The organism is Pseudorhizobium marinum, from assembly GCF_000705355.1.
GTDB lineage: Bacteria > Pseudomonadota > Alphaproteobacteria > Rhizobiales > Rhizobiaceae > Neorhizobium > Neorhizobium pelagicum.
In genome coordinates this window covers 37,773-59,221 of record NZ_JMQK01000024.1, presented here as the reverse complement: position 1 = coordinate 59,221, position 21,449 = coordinate 37,773, and the positions used below count along the sequence as shown (strand labels likewise).

The 21,449-nt window shown below is 61.1% G+C and carries 21 protein-coding genes and 1 pseudogene; 16 read left to right on the top strand and 6 right to left on the bottom strand.

Annotated elements, in window-relative coordinates:
• From EO99_RS28125 to EO99_RS0121795, 7 genes are all read left to right on the top strand, one after another.
• On the top strand, positions 1-356 hold a 356-nt coding region (locus tag EO99_RS28125; protein ID WP_210165098.1), incomplete at its 5' end, for a hypothetical protein.
• A 139-nt stretch (positions 357-495) separates the two neighbouring features.
• Complete coding sequence (locus EO99_RS0121820) at positions 496-1,386, top strand: substrate-binding domain-containing protein (RefSeq protein ID WP_029620691.1); 891 nt, start codon at positions 496-498, stop codon at positions 1,384-1,386.
• 194 nt (positions 1,387-1,580) lie between these two features.
• Entirely contained in the window at positions 1,581-3,098 is a 1,518-nt protein-coding gene (locus EO99_RS0121815; protein WP_029620690.1) for a sugar ABC transporter ATP-binding protein, read from the top strand.
• Positions 3,095-4,057: an ABC transporter permease gene (locus tag EO99_RS0121810; protein WP_029620689.1), complete on the top strand. Its 963-nt coding sequence runs from the start codon at positions 3,095-3,097 to the stop codon at positions 4,055-4,057. The genes EO99_RS0121815 and EO99_RS0121810 overlap by 4 nt, the downstream gene beginning before the upstream one ends.
• A gap of 21 nt (positions 4,058-4,078) precedes the next feature.
• The gene (locus EO99_RS0121805) at positions 4,079-5,023 is read left to right on the top strand and encodes a tagatose kinase (RefSeq protein WP_029620688.1); all 945 of its coding nucleotides are present in this window, start codon (positions 4,079-4,081) and stop codon (positions 5,021-5,023) included.
• A 1-nt stretch (position 5,024) separates the two neighbouring features.
• Complete coding sequence (locus tag EO99_RS0121800; protein ID WP_029620687.1) at positions 5,025-6,305, top strand: D-tagatose-bisphosphate aldolase, class II, non-catalytic subunit; 1,281 nt, start codon at positions 5,025-5,027, stop codon at positions 6,303-6,305.
• Positions 6,306-6,425: 120 nt separating this feature from the next.
• The gene (locus EO99_RS0121795) at positions 6,426-7,442 is read left to right on the top strand and encodes a LacI family DNA-binding transcriptional regulator (protein WP_029620686.1); all 1,017 of its coding nucleotides are present in this window, start codon (positions 6,426-6,428) and stop codon (positions 7,440-7,442) included.
• Between the two features lie 398 nt (positions 7,443-7,840).
• On the opposite strand, the gene EO99_RS0121790 is transcribed toward EO99_RS0121795, so the two are convergent.
• The 6 genes from EO99_RS0121790 to EO99_RS0121765 all read right to left on the bottom strand — a co-directional run bounded on the left by EO99_RS0121790 (position 7,841) and on the right by EO99_RS0121765 (position 13,583).
• The gene (locus EO99_RS0121790) at positions 7,841-8,875 is read right to left on the bottom strand and encodes an ABC transporter ATP-binding protein (RefSeq protein WP_029620685.1); all 1,035 of its coding nucleotides are present in this window, start codon (positions 8,873-8,875) and stop codon (positions 7,841-7,843) included.
• 13 nt (positions 8,876-8,888) lie between these two features.
• A complete protein-coding gene (locus EO99_RS0121785) occupies positions 8,889-9,731 on the bottom strand; it encodes a carbohydrate ABC transporter permease (RefSeq protein ID WP_029620684.1) in 843 nt (280 codons plus the stop codon).
• Positions 9,728-10,651 (bottom strand): carbohydrate ABC transporter permease, encoded by a 924-nt coding sequence (locus tag EO99_RS0121780; RefSeq protein ID WP_029620683.1) that lies wholly within the window; start codon positions 10,649-10,651, stop codon positions 9,728-9,730. The genes EO99_RS0121785 and EO99_RS0121780 overlap by 4 nt, the downstream gene beginning before the upstream one ends.
• 11 nt (positions 10,652-10,662) lie before the next feature.
• Positions 10,663-11,907, bottom strand: coding sequence for an ABC transporter substrate-binding protein (locus EO99_RS0121775; protein ID WP_029620682.1), 1,245 nt, complete (start codon positions 11,905-11,907; stop codon positions 10,663-10,665).
• A 129-nt stretch (positions 11,908-12,036) separates the two neighbouring features.
• On the bottom strand, positions 12,037-12,828 hold the full coding sequence (locus EO99_RS0121770; RefSeq protein WP_029620681.1) for an SDR family NAD(P)-dependent oxidoreductase: 792 nt from the start codon (positions 12,826-12,828) through the stop codon (positions 12,037-12,039).
• Complete coding sequence (locus tag EO99_RS0121765; RefSeq protein WP_029620680.1) at positions 12,825-13,583, bottom strand: FadR/GntR family transcriptional regulator; 759 nt, start codon at positions 13,581-13,583, stop codon at positions 12,825-12,827. Before EO99_RS0121765 ends, EO99_RS0121770 begins: the two co-directional genes overlap by 4 nt.
• A 140-nt stretch (positions 13,584-13,723) precedes the next feature.
• On the opposite strand from EO99_RS0121765, the gene EO99_RS0121760 reads away from it, so the two are divergent.
• The 9 genes and pseudogenes from EO99_RS0121760 to EO99_RS0121710 all read left to right on the top strand — a co-directional run bounded on the left by EO99_RS0121760 (position 13,724) and on the right by EO99_RS0121710 (position 21,436).
• A complete protein-coding gene (locus EO99_RS0121760) occupies positions 13,724-14,869 on the top strand; it encodes a mandelate racemase/muconate lactonizing enzyme family protein (protein WP_029620679.1) in 1,146 nt (381 codons plus the stop codon).
• Positions 14,870-14,926: 57 nt separating this feature from the next.
• The gene (locus EO99_RS0121755) at positions 14,927-15,793 is read left to right on the top strand and encodes a DUF6772 family protein (RefSeq protein WP_029620678.1); all 867 of its coding nucleotides are present in this window, start codon (positions 14,927-14,929) and stop codon (positions 15,791-15,793) included.
• Complete coding sequence (locus tag EO99_RS0121750; RefSeq protein WP_029620677.1) at positions 15,793-16,128, top strand: hypothetical protein; 336 nt, start codon at positions 15,793-15,795, stop codon at positions 16,126-16,128. The genes EO99_RS0121755 and EO99_RS0121750 overlap by 1 nt, the downstream gene beginning before the upstream one ends.
• Before the next feature lie 102 nt (positions 16,129-16,230).
• Positions 16,231-17,016: an SDR family NAD(P)-dependent oxidoreductase gene (locus EO99_RS0121745; RefSeq protein WP_081852163.1), complete on the top strand. Its 786-nt coding sequence runs from the start codon at positions 16,231-16,233 to the stop codon at positions 17,014-17,016.
• Between the two features lie 146 nt (positions 17,017-17,162).
• Positions 17,163-17,315, top strand: a pseudogene (locus EO99_RS27675) (IS630 family transposase); the annotation flags it as partial.
• A 340-nt stretch (positions 17,316-17,655) separates the two neighbouring features.
• Positions 17,656-18,837, top strand: coding sequence for a Fic family protein (locus tag EO99_RS0121735; RefSeq protein WP_029620674.1), 1,182 nt, complete (start codon positions 17,656-17,658; stop codon positions 18,835-18,837).
• Between the two features lie 13 nt (positions 18,838-18,850).
• Complete coding sequence (locus EO99_RS0121730; RefSeq protein WP_029620673.1) at positions 18,851-19,051, top strand: hypothetical protein; 201 nt, start codon at positions 18,851-18,853, stop codon at positions 19,049-19,051.
• Positions 19,052-19,336: 285 nt separating this feature from the next.
• Positions 19,337-20,281, top strand: a complete 945-nt coding sequence (locus tag EO99_RS26025; protein ID WP_081852162.1) for a diguanylate cyclase domain-containing protein — start codon at positions 19,337-19,339, stop codon at positions 20,279-20,281.
• Positions 20,282-20,974: 693 nt separating this feature from the next.
• Positions 20,975-21,436 (top strand): helix-turn-helix domain-containing protein, encoded by a 462-nt coding sequence (locus EO99_RS0121710; protein ID WP_051680019.1) that lies wholly within the window; start codon positions 20,975-20,977, stop codon positions 21,434-21,436.
• Positions 21,437-21,449 lie beyond the last annotated feature (13 nt).

Sequence of the window (21,449 nt, the reverse complement as noted above, 5' to 3'; positions counted from 1 at the left end):
GCCGGATGAAAGTTCAGTGGCAGGTCACCGACGACGACATGACCAAGCCTTTTACGAAGATCCATCATCCAGCAAGTCAGATATTGGCGCGGAGCGCTTGGAGGCCCAGTTCTTTATCCCTTGTGCGCTCGCTCAAAGCCGCGATGGCACCGGAGCCAATTCGACGAGCTTCACAGACGTGGCGCCGACATGAGGCCGGCACCGCGAGCCTGAAGCAGATCCCGGGCTTTGATCAGGACGTCACCGCCCGGACGCCGCTTTTTTGCTCCATGGGCAAGCGCAGACGTGGGCGGGGCATGGTCGGGTCACCTCGGGGCGCCGGTCAGGCAATCGTCGGAACACTGCCGCACGATTGATACCGCTTATTTTACGCACGATCTTTTATTTGTTGACGCACGTAAATTATCTGACGTACGTATTGTCATCCGCTGGCAAGAGGAGGCCCGCCAGATGGATCGTCGCCGTAAATGGCCTCACGGACGGGGAGGAATGAACATGACCCTTACGCATTTCGCAAAAACACTGCTGGTTTCCGCCAGCCTGACGCTCGCTGCTGCCGCCGCCCATGCCGAAGGCATCGGCGCCTCGCTTCTGACCCAACAGCACCCTTTCTACAACGAGCTTGCCAAGGCGATCACCGCTGAAGCCGAGGCCCAAAACGTGTCGGTCGAGATCTCGATCGCCAACCAGGACCTCAACAAGCAGCTCGCCGACATCGAAGACTTCATCGTCAAGGGCGTCGATGTCATCATCATGTCACCGGTAGACAGCAAGGGCGCGCTCGCAGCCGTCGCCCGCGCCAAGGCAGCCGGCATCAAGGTCATCACCGTCGACGTTCCCGTCGAGGGCACCGAGGTCGCTTCTTACATCGGCACCGACAACTATGCCGGTGGCGTCATGGCCGGTGAACTGATGGCCGAGCAGCTCGGCGGCAAGGGCGACGTCGCTATCATCGACTACCCGCTGGTGCAGTCGGTGGTAAACCGCGTCAACGGCTTCAAGGAAGCCATTGCCAAGCACCCGGACATCAAAATCGTGTCCATCCAGACCGGTATCACCCGCGCCGAAGCGCTGGCCGTTGCCCAGAACATGCTGCAGGCGAACCCGGACATCGACGGCATCTTCGGTTTCGGTGACGATGCCGCGCTGGCTGCCGCCGTTGCTGTCAAGTCTTCGGGCCTGACCGGCAAGGTCAAGGTCATTGGTTTCGACGGCATGCCGGAAGCCATCAAGGCTGTCGATTCAGATCCCGACTTCGTGGGCGTCATCCAGCAGTTCCCGGAGCAGATGGGCAAGCTTGCCATCGAGACCGCCATCAAGCTGCAGGCCGGCGAGGACGTGCCGGCCGAACAGCCGATTGTGCCGGGCGTCTACGTCAAGAAGTAAGCTCCTCCCAAGGCGATTTCCATGCGAACATCCAACCTTTCGCAAGGGCACCGCTCCTTCCGGTGGCCGGTTTCACCCTAGAGCCGGCCATCGGAAACCCTGCTGCATCCCCGTTTCGGTGTTTGTCGGGCAGGATGAGAACGACAGAGCGTTTGGCAGGCAGTGCATGTGCGCTCTCGATGAAAGGTGACGCCATGGAAACCTCAGTCGACAGCGTGATCCTTGAGATCAAAGACATGTCGAAGGAGTTCGGTACGGTCAAAGCGCTGAAGAACATGCAGCTTGCGGTCAGGCCGGGCCGTGTTCATACCATTCTCGGCGAAAACGGTGCCGGCAAGTCAACGCTGATGAAGATCCTGGCCGGCGTCTACCAGCCCACCACAGGAACCATCGTGCTCGATGGCAAGCCTTTTGCGCCGGCCAATCCACAGGATGCCGCCAGGGCCGGGCTGACGATCGTCTTTCAGGAACTCAGCCTCTGCAACAACATGACGGTCGCGGAAAATATTCTGGCGACCCGTGAACCGTCGCGTGGCGGTTTCATCAACGACAAGGCCCTGGTGCGCAAAGCTGGCGAACTGGTGAAGGAGCTTGGCCTCCCGGTCTCCGTCACCGATCAGGTCGGCGACCTCTCGATCGCCCAGCGGCAGCTGGTGGAAATTGCCAAGGGTCTCAGCATCGATGCCAAGGTCGTCATCCTCGATGAACCGACCTCATCGCTCAGCGACAGCGAAGCCGAAATCCTGTTCAGGATTATCGGCCGCCTGAAAGCAAAGGGCGTTGCCATCATCTACATCTCGCACCGCATGGAAGAAATCATGCAGCTGAGCGACGATATCACGGTCGTACGCGACGGCAGCTATATCACCACGCGCGACAAGACCGAGGTGACGATCGCCGAACTGATCGCGCTGATGGTCGGTCGCGACATGAAAGAGATCTATCCGCCACGCGATGTGCCGGCACCTGCCATCACCGAAAGGCCGGTTCTGACCGCCAGCGGCCTGTCGCGCGCCGACAAGTTCGAAAACGTCTCCTTCGATGTCCGCCCCGGCGAAATTCTCGGTTTTTTCGGCCTGATCGGCTCCGGCCGCTCGGAAGTCATGAACACGCTGTTCGGCATGGCGAAGGCATCCGGCGGTACGGTTTCCATCGATGGTCGCGAGGTCAAGATCACGTCGCCGGTCGAGGCGATCAGCCGCCGTATCGGTTTTGTCACCGAAAACCGCAAGGAAGAAGGCCTCGTCCTCAGCCACAGCGTCGAGAGCAATATCTCGATGGTGGCGCTGGACAGTTTTTCCAGCGTCTTCGGTTTCCTCAGGCGGCGTCGCGAGCGTGCGGCAGCAAAGGCCGAAGTCGATCGCCTGGCCATCAAGACGGCCTCCCTGGATACCCTTGCCGGCTCCCTGTCGGGCGGCAACCAGCAGAAGATCGTGCTCGCCAAATGGCTTCTGACCCAGCCCAAGATCCTCATCCTTGACGAGCCCACACGTGGCGTCGACGTCGGCGCCAAATTCGAAATCTACAAGATCATCCGCCAGCTGGCGGCAGACGGCACGGCAATCCTGCTGGTGTCCTCCGAGCTTCCAGAAGTCATCGGCATGAGCGACCGCGTCGTCGTCATGAGCGAAGGCCAGGTCACGGCGATTGCCGATCCTGCCCAGATGACGCCCGAAACGATCATGCACTTTGCCACGGGATTTACATCATGAGTGACAAGAGCGCAGCCAGCGCCGCCTTCAAACAGGTCATGAAACAGTACGGCGGTATTTTCCTGTCGCTGATCGTACTGTGCGTCATCTTCTCCGTCACCAACCAGCGCTTCATGTCGGTGGCGAACTTCCTCAACGTCCTGCAACAGGTGTCGGTTATCGCCATTGCCGCCTTCGGCATGACCTGGGTCATCCTGCTTGGAGAAATCGACCTCTCGATCGGCTCTATCATTGCAGTCGCCGGCATGGTCGGCGCGCAATGTTTCGCCTTCGGCATGAGTTTTGTGCCGGCGCTGATCCTCACCATTGTCTCCGGCGCGCTTCTGGGCCTCGCCAATGGCGTGCTGATTGCAAAGTTCCTGCTGCCGTCCTTCATCGTCACGGTGGCGACCATGGGCATCTATCGCGGCATGGTCAGCCTGCCGACCAATGGCGCACCGGCCATGATCATGGAGCCAAGCTGGACTGCCATCGGCACCCAGAGTTTTATCGGCATCCCGATCGTCATCTGGGTGGTCGCCGTGCTGTTCCTGCTCAACCACATCCTGTTGAGCAGGACCAAGTTCGGTCGCCGTACCTATCTCACCGGCGGCAACCGCGAGGCAGCGCTCTACTCCGGCATCAAGGTCGATCGCCTGAAGATCATCATCTTCATGATTTCCGGTGTGATGGCGGCCATCAGCGGCGTGCTTCTGTCATCGCGCCTATTTTCCGCACAGACCAATGCCGGCATGAGCTATGAGCTCGACGCCATCGCCGCAGCCGTTCTCGGCGGCACCAGCCTTGCCGGCGGTGTCGGCACGATGATCGGCACGCTGATCGGCGCCCTCATCATCGGCGTCCTCAACAACGGCATGAATATGCTGTCGGTGCCCTATTTCTACCAGCTCATCGTCAAGGGCCTCGTCATTCTCATTGCCGTCTATCTCGACGTGCGGTCGAAACGCGCCAAGCAGTAATCTCAGAAACAAGCAGCAGCCATGTCAAAAATCCTCACCATCGGCGAAATCCTGGTCGAAATCGTTGCCACGCGCAGGGGCAACGGCTTTCGTGAAGAGGTGCCGCTGATCGGGCCGTTCCCGTCTGGCGCTCCAGCCATCTTCATCGATCAGGTCGGCAAGCTCGGCCAGAAATGCGCCATCATCTCGCGCGTCGGTGACGACGATTTCGGTTGGGTCAATATCGACCGGCTGACGCAGGACGGCGTCGATGTGTCGGGCATCGACGTCCTGCCGCACGGCACCACCGGTAGCGCCTTCGTGCGCTATCGGGAGGACGGCGGCCGGGCCTTCGTCTTCAACATCCGCCATAGCGCCTGCGGCCAGATCGACCTGTCGGACAAGACGCTTGCGCTCATCGATACCTGCACGCACATGCATGTCATGGGGACTGCGCTTTATGCGCCAAGCGTCATCACCAGCATCCTGACCGCCGTCGAGCGCATCAAAGCGGCCGGTGGCACAGTTTCTTTCGACCCGAACCTGCGCCCGGAAATCCTCGACAGCCCCGGCATGCGCGAGGCACTGCAGACAGTTCTCTCCATGACCGACCTGTTCATGCCGAGCGGCGAGGAACTGTTTCTGTTCGCCGAGGCAAAGACAGAGAAGGACGCGGTCGACGAACTGCTCGCGAGGAACATCAAGGCCATCGTCGTCAAGCGCGGCGACAAGGGAGCCAGCTACTACGACAAGGACACCCAGATCGATCTCGACAGCTACAGGGTCGAGGAAGTCGATCCGACCGGCGCCGGCGACTGTTTTGGCGCCGCCTTCGTCACCTTCTGGCTGCAGGGCATGAACCCGGCCGATGTGCTGCGTTACGCCAATGCCGCAGGCGCCCGTGCCGTCACCAGGGCGGGCCCGATGGAAGGCGCCTCCACCCGCGCAGAACTCGACGCACTCATTCAGGCGCAAGGAAATGGCTGACATGCACAAGAGCTATCTCACCGCCATCGCCAACTGGCAGAACGGCTCGGGCGTCAAGGGCATACCGTCGATCTGCTCGGCCCACCCGCTGGTCATCGAAGCCTCCATGCTGCATGCGCTCAAGCAGGATGCCTATCTCCTCATCGAGGCGACCTGCAACCAGGTGAACCAGGATGGCGGTTATACCGGCATGACCCCGGCCGATTTCCGCGCCTTTGCGGAGGAGATCGCGCAAAAGGTGCGTTTCCCGATCGAGAAGCTGATCCTCGGCGGCGATCATCTCGGCCCCAACCCCTGGAAACACCTCCCCGCCGATGAGGCGATGGCAAAAGCCTGCACGATGATCGAAGCCTTTGCGCGGGCCGGCTTCACCAAGCTGCATCTCGACACCAGCATGGGCTGCGCCGGCGAGCCGGTTGCCCTGCCGGATGCCCTGACGGCGGACCGCGCTGCACGCCTGGCTGCCGTTGCCGAAGCGGCCCTGAAGGGCTCAGATGGCGTCAAGCCGGTCTATATCGTCGGCACCGAAGTGCCGATCCCCGGCGGCGCCATGGAGGAGCTCGGCGAACTCGAGGTGACCCGGCCGGACGCTGCGCGCGAGACCATCGCAGTGCACGCCAGGGCGTTTGACGCTGCTGGTGTCTCGGAAGCCTTTTCCCGCGTCGTCGGCGCCGTCGTTCAGCCGGGTGTCGAATATGGCAACGAGAACGTCATCCCGTACGTCCCGGCAAAGGCCAAGGCGCTCAGCGCGACGCTGTCGGACATGCCCGGCATGGTGTTCGAAGCGCATTCCACCGACTACCAGACCCGCGAGATGCTGCGTCAACTGGTGCTGGATGGTTTTGCCATCCTGAAGGTCGGCCCCGGCCTCACCTTTGCACTGCGCGAAGCCTTTTACGGCCTCGACCAGATCGCCGAATTCCTGTTTGCCGGCAAGCGCCCCGAAACGCTGGTCGCCACCGTCGAGCGCATCCTGACGGCAGACCCGAAAAACTGGGACAAATATTACCACGGATCGGAAGCCGAAAAGCGCATTCAGCGTCATTTCAGCTATAGCGACCGCATCCGCTACTACTGGCCGCAGCCGGAGATCGATGCCGCCATCAAGGCGCTCTTCGACCTCCTCGATGGCGTCGAGATCCCCGAGACGCTGATCAGCCAGTATCTTGCCGGCTCTTATGCTTCGGTGCGTGACGGCACGGTGCAACCGAATGCGCGGGCACTGGCTCTTGCCGCCGTCGATCGTGTACTGGAAGATTATTTCCAAGCCTGCCGCGCCTGAACGACGCGGCTTGCTCGGACGCCGAAGTTCTGATTGAACCGTGTCCAAAGGTTTAAATCGATTAGCAAAGCGGGTGGGACGCCATTGTCAGACAAACCCATCGATACGGCCATCAAGACGATGGAGGACTTTTCCGCGTTCGTCGGCTTGTCCCGCCCGACCGTATCGAAGTATTTCAATGACCCGAATTCGGTGCGGACGAAGACACGCGGGTTGATCGAGGCCGCACTGAAGGAAAGCGGTTTTCGGCCGAACATGTTCGCCGTCAATCTCAACCGCCGGCGCAGCAATATCATCGGCATCATCATCCCCAATTCCACCGATCCGTTCTATATGGCGTTGACGCGTCGCGTCGAACTGATTGCCAATGCCGCCGGTTTCCTGGCTTTTGTGCTGTCCTCGGACGGCAATGCCGAGATCGAGGCGCGCGCGATCGAAACGCTGAAGTCGATGAACGTTGCCGGCGCCATCATCGCGCCGCTTGGCGTGCAGTCGCAGCACGAGACGCTGAAGGCGCTCGGGCAGTCTATCGCGCTTGTCTATGTCGACTCACCGCTCGACGAGACCTCGCCCTTTGTCGGCACCAACAACCGCCAGAGCTTTCAGCTCATCGTCGATTATCTCGTGCGCTCGGGCGAGCCGCCCTGTTATCTCGGCATGCCGCCGGTCAACACCAATGCGGCCACCCGCGAAACCGAGTATGTCGAAGCGATGCGCCGGCTGAAGATGGAGCCGGTGGTCCTTGAGACCGCGCATGATAGCAGTTGGGATTTCGAGCGCTTCGGTTACGAGGAAACAACCCGATTGCTGACAGGCGGTGGATTTCCGACCAGGACGATACTCTGCGCCAACGACCGTGTTGCCTTCGGAGCCATCTCCGCAGCCTACCGGTTTGGATTGAAGATCGGCCAGGCAGCGGGCAGCGATATCCGCATCGCCGGTCATGACGATCATCCCCTCTCGCGTTATGCCTGTCCACCGATCACCACGGTGGCGCAGAACCTGAACGAGATCGGCCGGCTGGCAATGGATCTGTTGTTCCGGAAGTTGGATCTCGAGCCCGACGGCACGGAGCTCCCCGCGGAAAGTCATCGCATCCTGCTCAATGCGGAGATCATCCTGCGAGAGTCGGCATGACCGTTCGCTCTCGTCAGCGCGCATCAGGATAATCGGTGATTGGTTTTCAGCGTGTTGCGCTGGCGCGACCGCGCAGGGGACGTGCTCATCGCGTCGAAGGCTTCCGGTTTGCCCCCCTTCAGGACCATACCGCAGCAAAGCTTTCTAAAAACACTGGCCAGCGTACATGCCATGCCGCTCATAGTATCGGGGGCTCCGATGGGCGATCTTACTTGTACCTGACCTCGGCAAGCTCGCCCGCCCTCAACAGCGGGGCGAGCGCCAGCGCGTCTGGACGGTAGTCTTGACCCAAGCACCGGGATCTCTCAATCCTGTGGAGATGCCCGCGGGTTCTGCCCGCTACGACGAAGTGCGCCAGGCTCTGGTGATTGCCGCACAAGCGCACCCATGACGCTCTTCTACCGCGCTTCTACTCTACAAGATTCACCGTCGAAAAAGTGTACATTTGCAGACGCGGCGACAAGTCCAACCTCGCTGCCGGCATCGGGCGTGCGCTCATCGCTATGGAGAACCAGGCAGTTGTCGCCACCCTCCAGCCCGACGTGAAGCAGGGTCACGGCGCCGGTGTATTCGCAATGGCTGACTGTGCCCTTCAACCCGCCCTCCTGGGCAGTTGTGAGCGTAATATGCTCAGGCCGAATGCCCAGGCTCTCTGCCGCTGTCGGTGCGACTAGGCTTTTCGAAAGCAGTCCCGCGTATTCTGCCGGCAGGATGTTCATCTTGGGGCTGCCGATAAACTGCGCGACGAAGATGTTTTGCGGGTTCTCGTAGAGTTGACGCGGCGAGCCTACTTGCTCGATGCGTCCATCACGCAGCACGACGATCTTATCCGCGAGCGTCATGGCCTCGATCTGGTCGTGCGTGACATAGATCATCGTCGTGGCCAGGCGCTTATGCAGGGCGGCAATCTCGGCTCGCATGTGCACCCGAAGCTCGGCGTCAAGGTTTGAGAGCGGCTCGTCGAAGAGGAAGACATCCGGGCTACCGACAATCGCGCGGCCAATCGCAACCCGCTGTCGCTGACCGCCTGAAAGTTCGCGGGGGTAGCGGTCGAGCAGGGCCGTCAGCTTCAAGGTGGCAGCCGATTCCGTGACGCGGCGCTCGCGCTCGGCAGCTGGCACCTTGCGCACCTTCAGACCGAAGGCCATGTTGTCGCGAACCGTCAAGTGCGGGTACAGCGCATAGGACTGGAAGACCATCGCCACGCCCCGCTGCGAGGCCTGCACCTCATTGACCAGCCGATCGCCGATCATGAGGTCTCCGCCGCTGATGTGCTCGAGCCCGGCAATGACGCGCAGGAGGGTTGATTTTCCGCAACCGGACGGGCCGACGAAGACAACGAATTCACCGAGATCAACAGTCAGATCGATCCCGCGGAGAACCTCCACGGCTGCAAATCGTTTCTCGATGCCTCTCAGCGTTACACTGCTCATGAACGTAATTTCCTCATCCCTTGACGCCCGACAGCGCAAAACTTTCAATGATATGTCGTTGTGCGATGAGATAGACGACCAGGATTGGCACAACGGCAAGTGTGGTCGCCGCCAGCTGGAGGTTCCACAGCGGAAGACCGTAGCTGTCATTGAAATTCGACAGGGCCAGTGGCAGTGTGAACATCTCCAGGGAACTCAAGAAGATCAGTGGCTCCAGGAACAGGTTCCAGGAGTTGAGGAAGGTGATGATGGCAACTGCCGCCAGCGCCGGGCGCGACATTGGCAGCGCGATGCGCCACCAGACACCAAAGCGCGTCAGTCCGTCCATTTTTCCAGCGTCCTCCAGCTCCTTGGGTAAGGCCAGAAAATACTGGCGCATGAGGAAGGTCGCCATGATCCCCTGCGCCCCGAAGGTGGGAAGCAGGATCAAAGGCCAGTGGGTATCCACCAGCGACAGGCTGCGCATCAGGAAGAAATTGGGAATGATCGTCACCTCTTCGGGAACCATCAGCGCGGCGATCAGCAGCACCATCAACAGCCCGGCGCCGGCAAAGCGCATCCGCGCCAGGGCGTAGCCCGCCAGCGAGGACACGAAAAGCGTCAGCGCCGTCACGCCGATGGCGATATAAAGCGAGTTGAAGTACTGCCGCGCAAAGGGTTGGTAGGTGAAGACCTCGACGTAGTTCTCCCAGCGCCAGACCCTGGGAATAAGCGTCGGCGCCCCGAAGATTTCGGTCACGCTCTTGAAGCCTGCCGTGACCATCCAGACGAACGGGAAAATGAAGGGGATGGCGACCACCAGAAGAGCGATTGTCCAAGAGGTGCGATAGAGGATCTGAAGCTGGCGCTGGGTCATTGGGCGCCCTTCCGCCTGAGCATCACCTGGACGAGCGTGAGCGCCATGACGATGACGAACATGATCATGGCAAGCGCCGAGGCATAGCCGATATTGAAGAACTTGAAGCCCTGCTGGTAGATGTAGAAGGCTAGGACGAGGGTTCCGTTTTCCGGTCCACCACCGGTCATTTGATAGATATGATCAAACACCTTAAACGACCCGATCGTGGTGATGACCATGATCACGAGCGTCGTGGGCGCCAAAAGCGGCCAGGTGACCATGGCGAAGATCTGCCGGCGTGAGGCACCTTCCAGGCGTGCCGCATCTTCGTAGTCGCGCGGTATCGCCTGCAGGGCGGCAAGGTAGAGGATCATGTTGAGCCCCACCATCTTGATCACCCGGGTGACGATGACAGCGGCCATTGCCCAGTTCGGCTCCCGCAGCCAATTCGGCCCCGTGACACCGACCGTCGCCAGGATCTGGTTGATGAACCCACCTTCGCCCTGCAGCAGAAACTTCCAGACGATCGCCCAGGCAATGGCAGACGTGATGACCGGCGCAAAGAAGACCGTGCGGAAGAACACCACGCCAAAGAAGGGGCGTGACAAGGCCAGGGCAAGACCAAGCGCCAGCGCCATGTTGAGCGGGACCAGACCGATGGCGAAGATGACCGAATTGCGCACCACCAGCCAGAAATCCGGATTATCCAGCAGCGCGTTCTCGTAGTTGGCAACGCCCACAAACGCTGCCTGCTGCGTCAGCAGGTTCCATTCCGTCAGCGAATAATACATCACTGCGAAAAGAGGCCCGAGGAAAAAGATCAGGAAGCCGATGAAGGTCGGGCTGACGAACAGCCAGGCCTCCATCATCTCTCTCATCTTCAGAGTCAGCCAGGGCTTTTGCCGGTTCGGTGTGACAGCATTTGCGCGTTCGGTCATCTTCATTCCGGTCAGAGCAGCGGCTGGATTGCGGTGCAGATGTCCTCGATGGCGGCATCGACATCAGCATCCGCCTTCCACAGCGCATCGACACGCGGCGCCATGGCAGCGAGGATCTGCGGAGCTTTCTCGTGGGCGGGATGCACCCGGCCATTGGCGATCGCGGCGGCGACGTTCTTCATCATCTCCGGCGGCACAAGCTTGTTGCCATTGATAAAGGCATCGGCTTCCAGCACGCTGATGCGAGCGGGCGGGAAGAACTGCGCCATGGTCATGACGTTGTCCTTATTGGTCATATGGGCCACGAACTGGGCGGCCAATTCGGTGTTCTTGCCCTGGGCGAACACCACCAGCCCGGCCTGACCGATGACCGGCGCTTCACCGCCGGGGCCGGTCGGCAGCGGCGCGATGCCCCATTCGAAGCCGGCTTCGGCCATCTTCGAGGCCCGGGAGATCTGGTTGACGGTCATGGCAGAATTGCCGGAGAAATAGTCGCCCTGCTCGCCGGGCGGCACGATCGATTTGTCCTTGAAGACCATGTCGTGCAACTGCTTGATCGCCTCGACGGCCTCCGGCTTGTCGAAGCCGCATTCCTTGTTCGACCAGATATCGCCGCCATAGGCGCGGATCGGCGGCAGCAGGGCGTGGGTCATGCGGGAGGCATAGCCTTCGCCATCCTTGAACTCGAAGCCCCATTTGCCGGGATTGGCCTCGACCAGGGTCTTGGACACCTCCTGGAACTTGTCCATGGTCCATTCGCCCTTGGCCGACAGCGCGAGCGGATCCTCAAGGCCCGCTTTGTCAAACATGTCCTTGTTATAGTAGACAAGAAAGGGCGAGGTCGAAAAGGGAACGCCATAGATCGTCTCGCCGTCCTGCCACAGTCCCATCGCCGGTTGCGAGAAGTCTGCAAAATCGTAGCCTTCCGCTGCGCGAAGCGTCGGCCCGAGATCCATCAGCAGCTTGGCGTTTTCGAAGGCGGGCGCTGCATCTTCCATCATCCAGGCGATATCGGGCGGATTGCCGCCGGCCACCTGGAAGGTGAGTTTCTGGGTGTAGTCGTTGACCGGCACCGTCTCGAATGTGACATTCACGTCCGGATGCTCGGTCTTGAAGCTCTCGGCGATGGCGTTCAACATCGTCAGGTGCGCTTCGCTGCCGGTCCATACCGTCATGCGAAGGTCGGTGGCGAAGGCAGCGGTCGACATCAACAATGTCAGCGCAGATGCGGTGATGGATGTGAGTGCGGTTTTCATGGTCTTCCTCCCATTTGTCGCGGGTAAATCGGCCTTGCTCCACGAAGGCACATGCCTTCGCTGCGGCTTGGCGGTGACCTGTGGCGGCTCCCTCCGCTGCAGGGTATCAAGTCCTTGGTCGCGCGCCGCTTAAGTGGCGACTTGCGGAAGCGTGCCCGGCGCATCGCCGATCGACCATCCGCCATCGACGGGAATGTCGGCGCCGGTGATATAGCTGGCAGCGTCGCTGCACAGGAAGGCGAAAACGCCGACGAGGTCCTCGGGCTGACCCTGGCGGCCCACCGGGATCTTGGCGGCGACGGCCGCCTGGAAGGAGGGGTCGCGGTATCTCGCGGCGTTCGCCTCGTTCTCGATCGCACCGGGCGACACCACGTTGAGCGTCACCCCGCGATGGCCGACCTCGCGCGCAATCGCCCTGATCGCCGTCAGTTGCGCCGCCTTCATAGCCGCATAGACCATCGTCTCGGCCCGTGGGCGCGCCGCCATGATGCTGCCGGTCGCAACCACCCTGCCCCAGCCACGGCCGGCCATCGGCGGGACAAGCGCTGCCGTCAGTGCCAGCAGCGCCGAAAAATTGGACGCCACATGGGCTTCAATATGGGCTTGGTCGATGTCCTGCCATGGCCGGCGATGCTCGATCGCAGCGTTGGCAACGAGGATATCGATCGGGCCGCAGCCTTCGACCACAGCGTCGGCGAACGCACGCGTTGCCTGGCTGTCGGTAAAGTCTGCCTCCAGCACCAGCGTATTGCCGCCAATCATGCCGGCCACCTGGGACGCTGCTGCCATGTCGCCGAAATGATGCAGGACGACATCCGCACCCTGCTCGGCAAGGCCGATGGCAACCGCGCGACCAATACCGGTGCCGGCACCCGTGACGAGTGCACGCCGGCCATGGAGCGAGAAGCGCGCGGCGCTCATTCCGCGATTCCCGCCAGCTTGTCTGCGACCTCGAGGGAAGCAATATCGGCGGCATCGAAATGGTCGCGAATTGTCTGCTCGGCCAGCGCCGCATCGCCGGCGACAACGGCATCGTAGATCGCCTGGTGGCGGGCAATCGTCGCCCGCCAGTCGGCATCCGTCCGGTTGGCACGGCGCGAAAACAGCTCCGACACCTCGCGCTGCACCGAGCGCATGCTCTCCATATGCACCCGGATCATGCCGTTGCCCGTGGCCACGGCAAGGCCCAGGTGGAACAGAATGTCTGCCGCAGTGAAGCCGGACGGGTGCTTGACCGATGTCATCATATCGGAGAGACCTTGGCGCATCATCTCGAGGCCCTCGCGATCGCGCCGCTCGCTGGCCAGCCGTGCGATCCCGGTTTCGATGACGCGGCGCATTTCATTGGCTTCGCGCAGTCGCTTCAGACTGGAGCGCACGGCATATCCATAGATCTTGTCCATTGGCTCGCCGGTCAACGCCTTGGCGCGGGCGACCTTGCCCTGCTGGGTAAAGATCAGACCGGCCGCCGTCAGCTGGCGCAGGGCCTCACGAGCGATCGGCTTGGAGACGCCGAACTCGCGGGCGATCTCGCCCTCCGGGGGCAGAGGCTCGCCGGGCGAGATGCGGCCATCGAAAAGGGCTGCTGCAATCGCATCAGACACCCCGTCCGCCAGGCGCGAAGGGCTTGGCGGAGTGGCTGAAAATACGGATTTCCTCTCGGAATTGTCGGTCATCTGGGTCCTCATGTCTCTGACGCTAGCATACACCTCTAAACCTAGCAACTATGTTTATCAGTTGCCAAGTTTCCAGCTGTTGGCTAGGAATAGCAGACACGCCCTCCACTGGCGAGCCAACACAGGAGCACAGACTGACGATGGACACGGCGTATGCTGAAACTCCAGGGGCCGTCCGCATTACGGACGTCATTGCCCACCCATTGAGCCAGACATTGCCGACGCCAACCGTCACGTCATGGGGTGTCTACAGTGAGGTTTCGATAGTTCTGATCGAAGTTCGCACCGATGCGGGAATAGTCGGCGTCGGCGAGGTGCTGGCACGGTTTTCGCCCAGGGCCTATGTCGAGCTGATCGAGACCTCCCTTAAGCCCCGGCTGATCGGCCAGGATGCCCGCAATATTGCCGCGCTGTGGCAATCCATGCGGCGGGCGCTGTCGGGGCGCGCCGGCGGCATGCTGATCGAGGCCATCGCCGGCATCGATATCGCGCTATGGGACATTCTCGGCAAGGCCGCCGGCCTGCCGATTGCCAAGCTGCTCGGCGGCATTGGCCGCGAGCGGATCGACGTCTATGCCGCGGCAGTGAACTGGGTCGAGGACGAGGACGCCGATCGCGAACTCGAGCGCTACCTTGGCGAGGGTTTTCCACGCATCAAGGTAAAAATGTCCAATCCGGTCAAGGAAGCCTGCCGCCGCATCGAGCGGCTGCGCAAGCGCGCCGGCGACGATGTCGGCCTCTGCGTCGATGCCAACTGGGCCTATACTCTCGATCAGGCGGTCGAGGTCGGAAAAGCGCTTTCGGCCAATGGCTATTTCTGGTTCGAGGAGCCGTTGGCGCCGGAAAATGAGCAGGGCTATGAGGAGTTGCGCAAGCGATGCGACGTTCCGCTCGCCGCTGGCGAAAGCAATTTCACCGCCGACCAGGCCCGGCGCCTGGTTGCCGGCCGCACCCTGTCCATCCTTCAGCCAGACGTGGCACGCGCCGGCGGCATCACCGAGACCCGGCGCATGGCCGATTACGCCGCCCTCCACGACGTGGCCTATGCGCCGCACATCGGCATGTCCGGCATCATCTGCGAGACGGCAAGCGTGCACCTGTCTGCTGCCCTGCCAAATTTCCAGGTGATGGAATGCGAATGCGACCTGAGCCCTTTCAAGCGGGACCTGGCGGATCTCGCACCCGGCTGCATCCGCCAGGCGAATGGAACGCTCGATGTCCCGACCGGCCCCGGCCTTGGCATCGAAATCAATTGGGACGCCGTATCACGGCTCCGCACACAGTGAGGTCAACGATCGATGACGACATCAATTTCGACGCCGACGGCCGACATGGCCGAAGCCATGCGGCTCGCGATCCAGCGCGCGGATCCGGCGCTTAGCCGTTTCGATCCGCTGCCGCGCATTCAGTCCTTCGATGACTTTTCCCGCGGCCACAGCGGCTGGTCGCAACTCGTCGGCAACTACGAGGATACGCTCGACGTCATGCTGCCCGGCTACGCCCAACATTCGAGCGCCATGCTGTCGACCCTTGGCCATTGGGATGCCGGCTCACACGGCGGCATGGGTTCGTCCTATGCACTCAAGATCGCCACGCGGGCGAAGCCTGGCGCCCAGAACGTGGCGATCAAGCGCCACACCTTCCGCAAGCGCGGACCGATCCGGTTCGAAATGTACTTCACCTTCAAGCCGGAAGCGACCGAACTCAAGCTGTCAGAGACGGATGTGCGTGCGGTCGGCTTCCTGTTCGACCTGCAATCTGGCGACCGCGACAGCGGCGGCGAGCGGGTGATGCCGCATCTGCGCTTCTTGAATGCTGAAGACGGCAAGCATCTGCAGAAGTGGCAGTATAAGCGCGAGACCTCCCCGTTCACCGCCATCGGCCAGGAAGACAAGACATTCAGTCACTATCACCTTGCACCCGAGGGCTGGCTGGACCTGCCCGGTGGCGATCAGCGCCTCTGCTATAACGAAATTCCTACCAAGGTGAACTGGAACTACCTGCGCTTCGACTTCGACCTTGCCACGATGCAGGCGACCGGCCTGCAGTGCAACGACCGCAGCTTCGACGTGTCCGGGTTTGAGTCCATCCGCATACCGGCCATGAAGAACCTCTGGTGCATGTTGAACTTCTGCCTGTTTGCCGAAACCGACGTGGCCAAGCGTGCCTTTCTTTATGTCGATTCCATCTGCATTTCGGGAGATTTCTGATGCTGCCGGAAAACATCACCGCCGTGATCGCCCGCAACGAGCGCTGGAGCGGCGCTGCCGCCAGCGAACCCTATGAAGCGGGATGGGCCCATGAGGCCGTGTTCTTCATCCGCGCCCTAAAGGCGCCACTGGGCCCCGCGCCGATGGGCTGGATTGAGATTTCGCCAGACGGCATGAACTGGGTGCGCGAAGGCACAGAATTCGCCATGCCCGACGCGCTAAACGGCATCGCGGTGGCACGGCTCAAGACTTTCGGCAACTGGCTCCGGGTCGCCACGACATTTTCCGCGGGCGCAGAATGTACGGTCTTGGTCACGCTGCACTTAAAGGCCTGACCGCCGGTCAGGCGGCGGGCGATCGCTGCCTTTCAACCCAGCTCAGCCGCAGCGTCTACGGCTGCCAATGCATGATCCATTTCAATCAGGGAACGTTCTACCATGCCGCAGACTTACGCAACTTTTGCCGATGATTGCTTTGCTGGAAAAAGCGTCCTCATCACGGGCGCTGCCAGCGGAATGGGGCTCGAAACCGCCCGAGCCTTCTCCTCCAAGGGTGCGGAGGTCGTCATGGCGGACCGCGACGAGGGCGCGCTCGAACGATACGGAGACGAGCTGCGCCAGAGCGGTGGCAAGATTCATACGGTAAAGGTGGATGTCAGCGATCCCGAAAGCCTCGCTTCAGTCTTCGACTTTTGTGATGCAAATCTCGCGCGACTGGACAATGTCGTCACGTGCGCCGCTGTGATTACCGCCAGGCGCATCCACGAACAGGATTGGGCGCATTGGCGTCGAGTTCTGGACGTCAATCTGCTCGGCACGTTCTTCACCGTCCAAGCCGCCGTCAGACGAATGCTCGACAACCCGGACGGCGGCAACATTGTCTGCATCGCATCCGACGCCGGTGTCCATGGCGGCGGCGGGCTTATTGCGGATACGGCCTACGCCGCTTCGAAAGCTGGGACGTTATCGGTGGTCAAATCCGTTGCTCGCGAACTTGCCGGAAAGAAGATCCGCATCAATGCCTTGAACCCAGGTCCGACGGACTCTCCCATGCACTCGCACATTGGCCAGGCGCTCAAGGACAAGATTGCCGCCAGCCTGCCGATGCGGCGTATGGGGCGTGCGGACGATATGGCCGCAACGATCATGTTTCTATGCTCGGGGGCGGCCAGCTTCACCTATGGCGCCGCGTTTGATGTTGATGGTGGATCGATGCTTCGCTAACTCATGGCTTAACGCCACACGATCGAGCTTGCCGTAGCTTGCAGTGCGCGGGAGGTAGCCGACCAGAGCGGTGGCTACCTCCTTGTCTGCGCCTCAAGGCTTAAGGTCCTTTTGCGCTCTTGGCGGTATCCGAACAAGCGGCCGTGGCCGAGCGCCTTCCCGGAAGCACCACACGGGACTGGCCCGACAACGGCAACGTCTTCCTGGCTTACGTCGAGCAGGCGCTGGTCCCAGCCCGTCAGACCGGGGACGTCGTCGTGATGGACGACCTTGTAGCACAAAAGACAGCCGGAGTTCGTCGCAGCGCCAATTCCGGAAGCGAATGTAAGGCAGGGGCTCAAAAGGTCAGCCCCCAGGTCGCGAGCCCCCAGTCGTTCTTGTCCAGACTGATTTCGCTGGCGTCGTTCACGGTGTCTATGACGCAGCGGATTGGTTCGGTCTTTCTCGGCAAAGGACCATTCGCCAAAGGCAGCCGGCAGGGTTCCGGCCACTGAAAGCGGAAGAATACTGTCTCGGACCCGCTGCGTGTACCCGCCCATGGTGACATCACTTCTTATTTAAGAGCGCTTACCTTAGCTCATTTGCTATTTAAGCCAACGGGCCATTGCTTAAATAAGGTTTCGGCACCATATTCGGCTCATGCCCGAACCCGCGTCAAATCTCCGGCTAGGCCGCTTTGTCGAAACGCCCATTGCGGGCGAAATGGTGCGCGCCTTCGTGCCGCCGCCGTTGCCGCCAGAGCCATCGATCGACGTGCTGGCCCTACTGGAACCGCTGAGTCTGGCGGAGCGCGCCCTGGGGCGTCTGGATGGCATCACCATGCTGCTGCCGCGCCAGGAATTGTTCCTCTATATGTATGTGCGCAAGGAAGCCGTCCTCTCATCCCAGATCGAGGGCACGCAATCGACGCTTTCGGACCTGCTTCGCTTCGAGACCAAGGCCCAGGCCGGCCAGCCGATCGACGACATCCGCGAAGTCTCGAACTACGTCGACGCGATGATGTACGGGTTGGAGCGTCTGGAAGACCTGCCACTGTCCCTGCGCCTTATCCGCGAGATGCACGCGCGCCTGCTGCAAAGCGGCCGCGGTGGCACGAAAAGCCCCGGCGAATTCCGGCGTTCGCACAACTGGATCGGCGGCACACGGCCCGGCAACGCGCTCTTCGTGCCGCCGCCACCGACCGAGATGGATGCCTGTCTCGATGCGCTGGAGCGTTTCATGCACGAGGAAGGCTCGCGTCTGCCCGCCCTCATCAAGGCCGGCCTGCTGCATGTTCAATTCGAGACCATCCACCCATTCCTGGACGGCAACGGCAGGATCGGCCGCTTGCTGGTCACGCTGTATCTCTGCGTTAACGGGGTGCTGCGCAAGCCGTTACTCTACCTGAGTCTCTACCTCAAAACCCATCGCGCCGACTATTACCGCCTGCTTCAGGAGGTACGCCAGCATGGCGCGTGGGAAGCCTGGCTCGACTTCTTCCTCACAGGCGTCGCGGATACCGCCAATCAGGCGTTCGATGCCGCCACCCGGATCGTCGAGCTGTTCAAGCAAGACCGCGAGCGCATCACGCTGGAGAGCGACCGGGCCGGCTCGGCGCTGCGCATCCACGATCTGTTTCAGCAGAATCCCTATCTGACGGCCAACCAGCTCGTTCATCAGACGGGCCTATCGGCGCCCACGGTCAATGCGGCGCTCGCCGATCTGGAGCGGTTAGGTATCGTCGAAGAGGTTACGGGCCGCAAGCGGGGCCGCGTGTTCAGTTACCGCGGGTATCTCGCCATCCTGAGCGAGGGCACCGACCCGCTCCCCACTGCCTCCTGACGGAAGGAAGCCTGTGCGTATCGACTCTGTAACCCTGTCCGACTTCCGCTGTTTCGGCCACACCTCCAATTATCTGGCCGAACTGACCGCGGTGTCGGACATCAGCGCGGCCAGAGGTGAACTGGAAGACCATGGCCGCCAGTTGCAGGCATTGCTCGGCCGTCCGACGACACCTTACCAACAGCCCATCGAAGCGGCTTTTTCCGTCGCCTGAACGCGGTGCACCGCTGCTGGCGGGACGGACAATAGGGCAACTAAGACTGTAAGGATGGCGCGAGAAGCCGCCAAGCGCTTTGACTCAGGCAACGACCGCTTTCCCCCTCTTGGTCGCCAAAACCGGACTGTCCGCAACCCACGCCGGCCGGGCGGTCCAGAAAATCGCCAAAAGACCTGATGAACTGCGCTAACTGGCACTGGAGGTGGCACCGTCGGCGTTAGAGAGCTATAGCGTAGACGTCATGCTCATCATCATCGGGCACGGCCCGCCGATTTACAAGGCCTGTACGCTATCAACGCCCCTGCCCGTGTTGCAGACCAGCGCATCCGTCTGCTGGCTGAATCGTCGAGCGACCTGATCCAACGTTTCAACGAGCATGGCATCCGTGAGTACGTCTCCCCCTCATCGCTTAAAATCCTGGGAGTTCCGGCAGACAAGCTGATCGGCACCTCTGTCTTCACCGACTTACATCCTGAAGACGCTGCAGGCGCGATTGCGGCTGCCACTCGCCTGAAAGAAGGATCGCCGCAGGAAACGGTTTTGACGCGACACGTAAAGCCGACCGGCGAGGAAATCTGGCTTGATACCGCGATGAGCCGCCTCCCGACCACAATGCATGGAGAGACGCCACGTGCCGTGGCTGTGACCCGCGATGTGACCTCGCAGAAGAAGCGTCAAGACGAATTGGATGTGCTTGCACATAGCGACGGCCTTACCGGACTCGCCAACAGACGGTACTTCGATCTTCGACTGGACGCCCTTCTGCGGCAGAAAGACGAAGAATGGAAGCCGGTCTCCCTAATCTTGATCGACGCGGATCACTTCAAGCAGTTTAATGACACCTACGGGCATGCTGCCGGCGATCGATGTCTGATGGAGCTTGCAGAGATCCTGCACAATGTTGTGCGGCAGGATGACGTCGCGGCCAGATATGGCGGGGAGGAGCTGGCTGCCTTGTTGCCAAATACGGACGGAAAGGCTGCCGAGGCGATCGCGCTGCGGATCCAGGAAAAGCTCGCCCTGCGAAGGCGTCCGCACGCGGGCAACCCTCCGTGGGAACGGGTGACCTTAAGCATGGGAGTATCGACGGCGGATGCGCCAGGGGGCGGGCAGGAAGCTTTGATCCGGATGGCCCACAGGGCGCTCTATAAAGCGAAAAGCCTCGGGCGCAACCGGGTTGTCAATGCGCAGGATTTTCCTTCTCATGTGCACTCCGTTTCGCGTTAGGCTGCTCGAGGCCACAAAGCCTGTGACTGGCCTCGAGCCAGGGGAACATGCGAACGACCGGCGGCTTCCACAGAGATGCGATCCTCATCGGCTCGATGTGAGCCCGCAGTGCCGCCGAGACGACGTCTGTGCCGGGGATGTTCCATAGCTCGAGGCAAGGCAATCAGCTGCTGCGAACATGGCCCGTACAGAGAAGGGTCGGTGCGGTCAGGTTCATGGCGTTGACGTCCTGCCGCAACGTATTCCGTTCTTCACCCGGTGTGTCAGAACCCATGACCAGCAGCCGTCTGTTCTCTTCCTCGCTGCTGCGACTTCAATCCTGAAGCTCGTCACGTCGTCGCTCCAGTGCGTCACCGACTTTCGCCAACATCGCCTCGCTCATTCCCTCCCTTGCGGTCGCCCCTTTCTGCGCAAAGATTCGGCTTCCCGTAGGCCTTTGGGCATCTGTGATCATGCAACAGCGAAAGCCTCCTCCGGCAATCCAAGGCTCGTCCGACGCGGACCGAAGCGACTGCCGAACGTCCGCAGTGAATTGCGTAAGAAGGATGTTGGCTTCTGGCATTCACCGGTACTAGAGGTTGAATTTCTGATAAATTCAATACAAGCTGCAAGAGTTGAATGCGTGTGACCCGACCTGCTGGCGCACCGCCACTCCTGGGGCACACGAAACCTGGCGTTGTTAGGAGGCCATCCATGCTCCCGAAGAAAATCCCTGATTCGATCGATGTCTATGTCGGCGGACGCATCCGGATGCGTCGCATGATGCTGAAGATGAGCCAGACCCGCTTGGCTGACGAGCTTGGCATCACGTTCCAGCAGGTGCAGAAGTATGAAAAGGGCACGAACCGGGTCGGCGCCAGCCGCCTGCAGAAGATGGCGACGGTCATGGGCGTAACGCCAAGCTTCTTCTTTCACCAGGAAGGCGACGAACCGCTCAACACCAGCGGCCTTGCAAACATCCCGGGATTGAATGACGTCTCTCAGTTCCTCCAGTCGCGCGAAGGCATGGACCTTAACCAGGCCTTCCTGAACATTGCCGATCCCAAAGTCCGCCAGAAGATTGTGGCGCTGGTCAAGGCGATGGCGCAGATGGACGAGCCTGTATTGATGGTCAATGCAGATCACTCAGCTACGGAAGCGACGTTGAACAGCTAGGTCCACGCCGGGC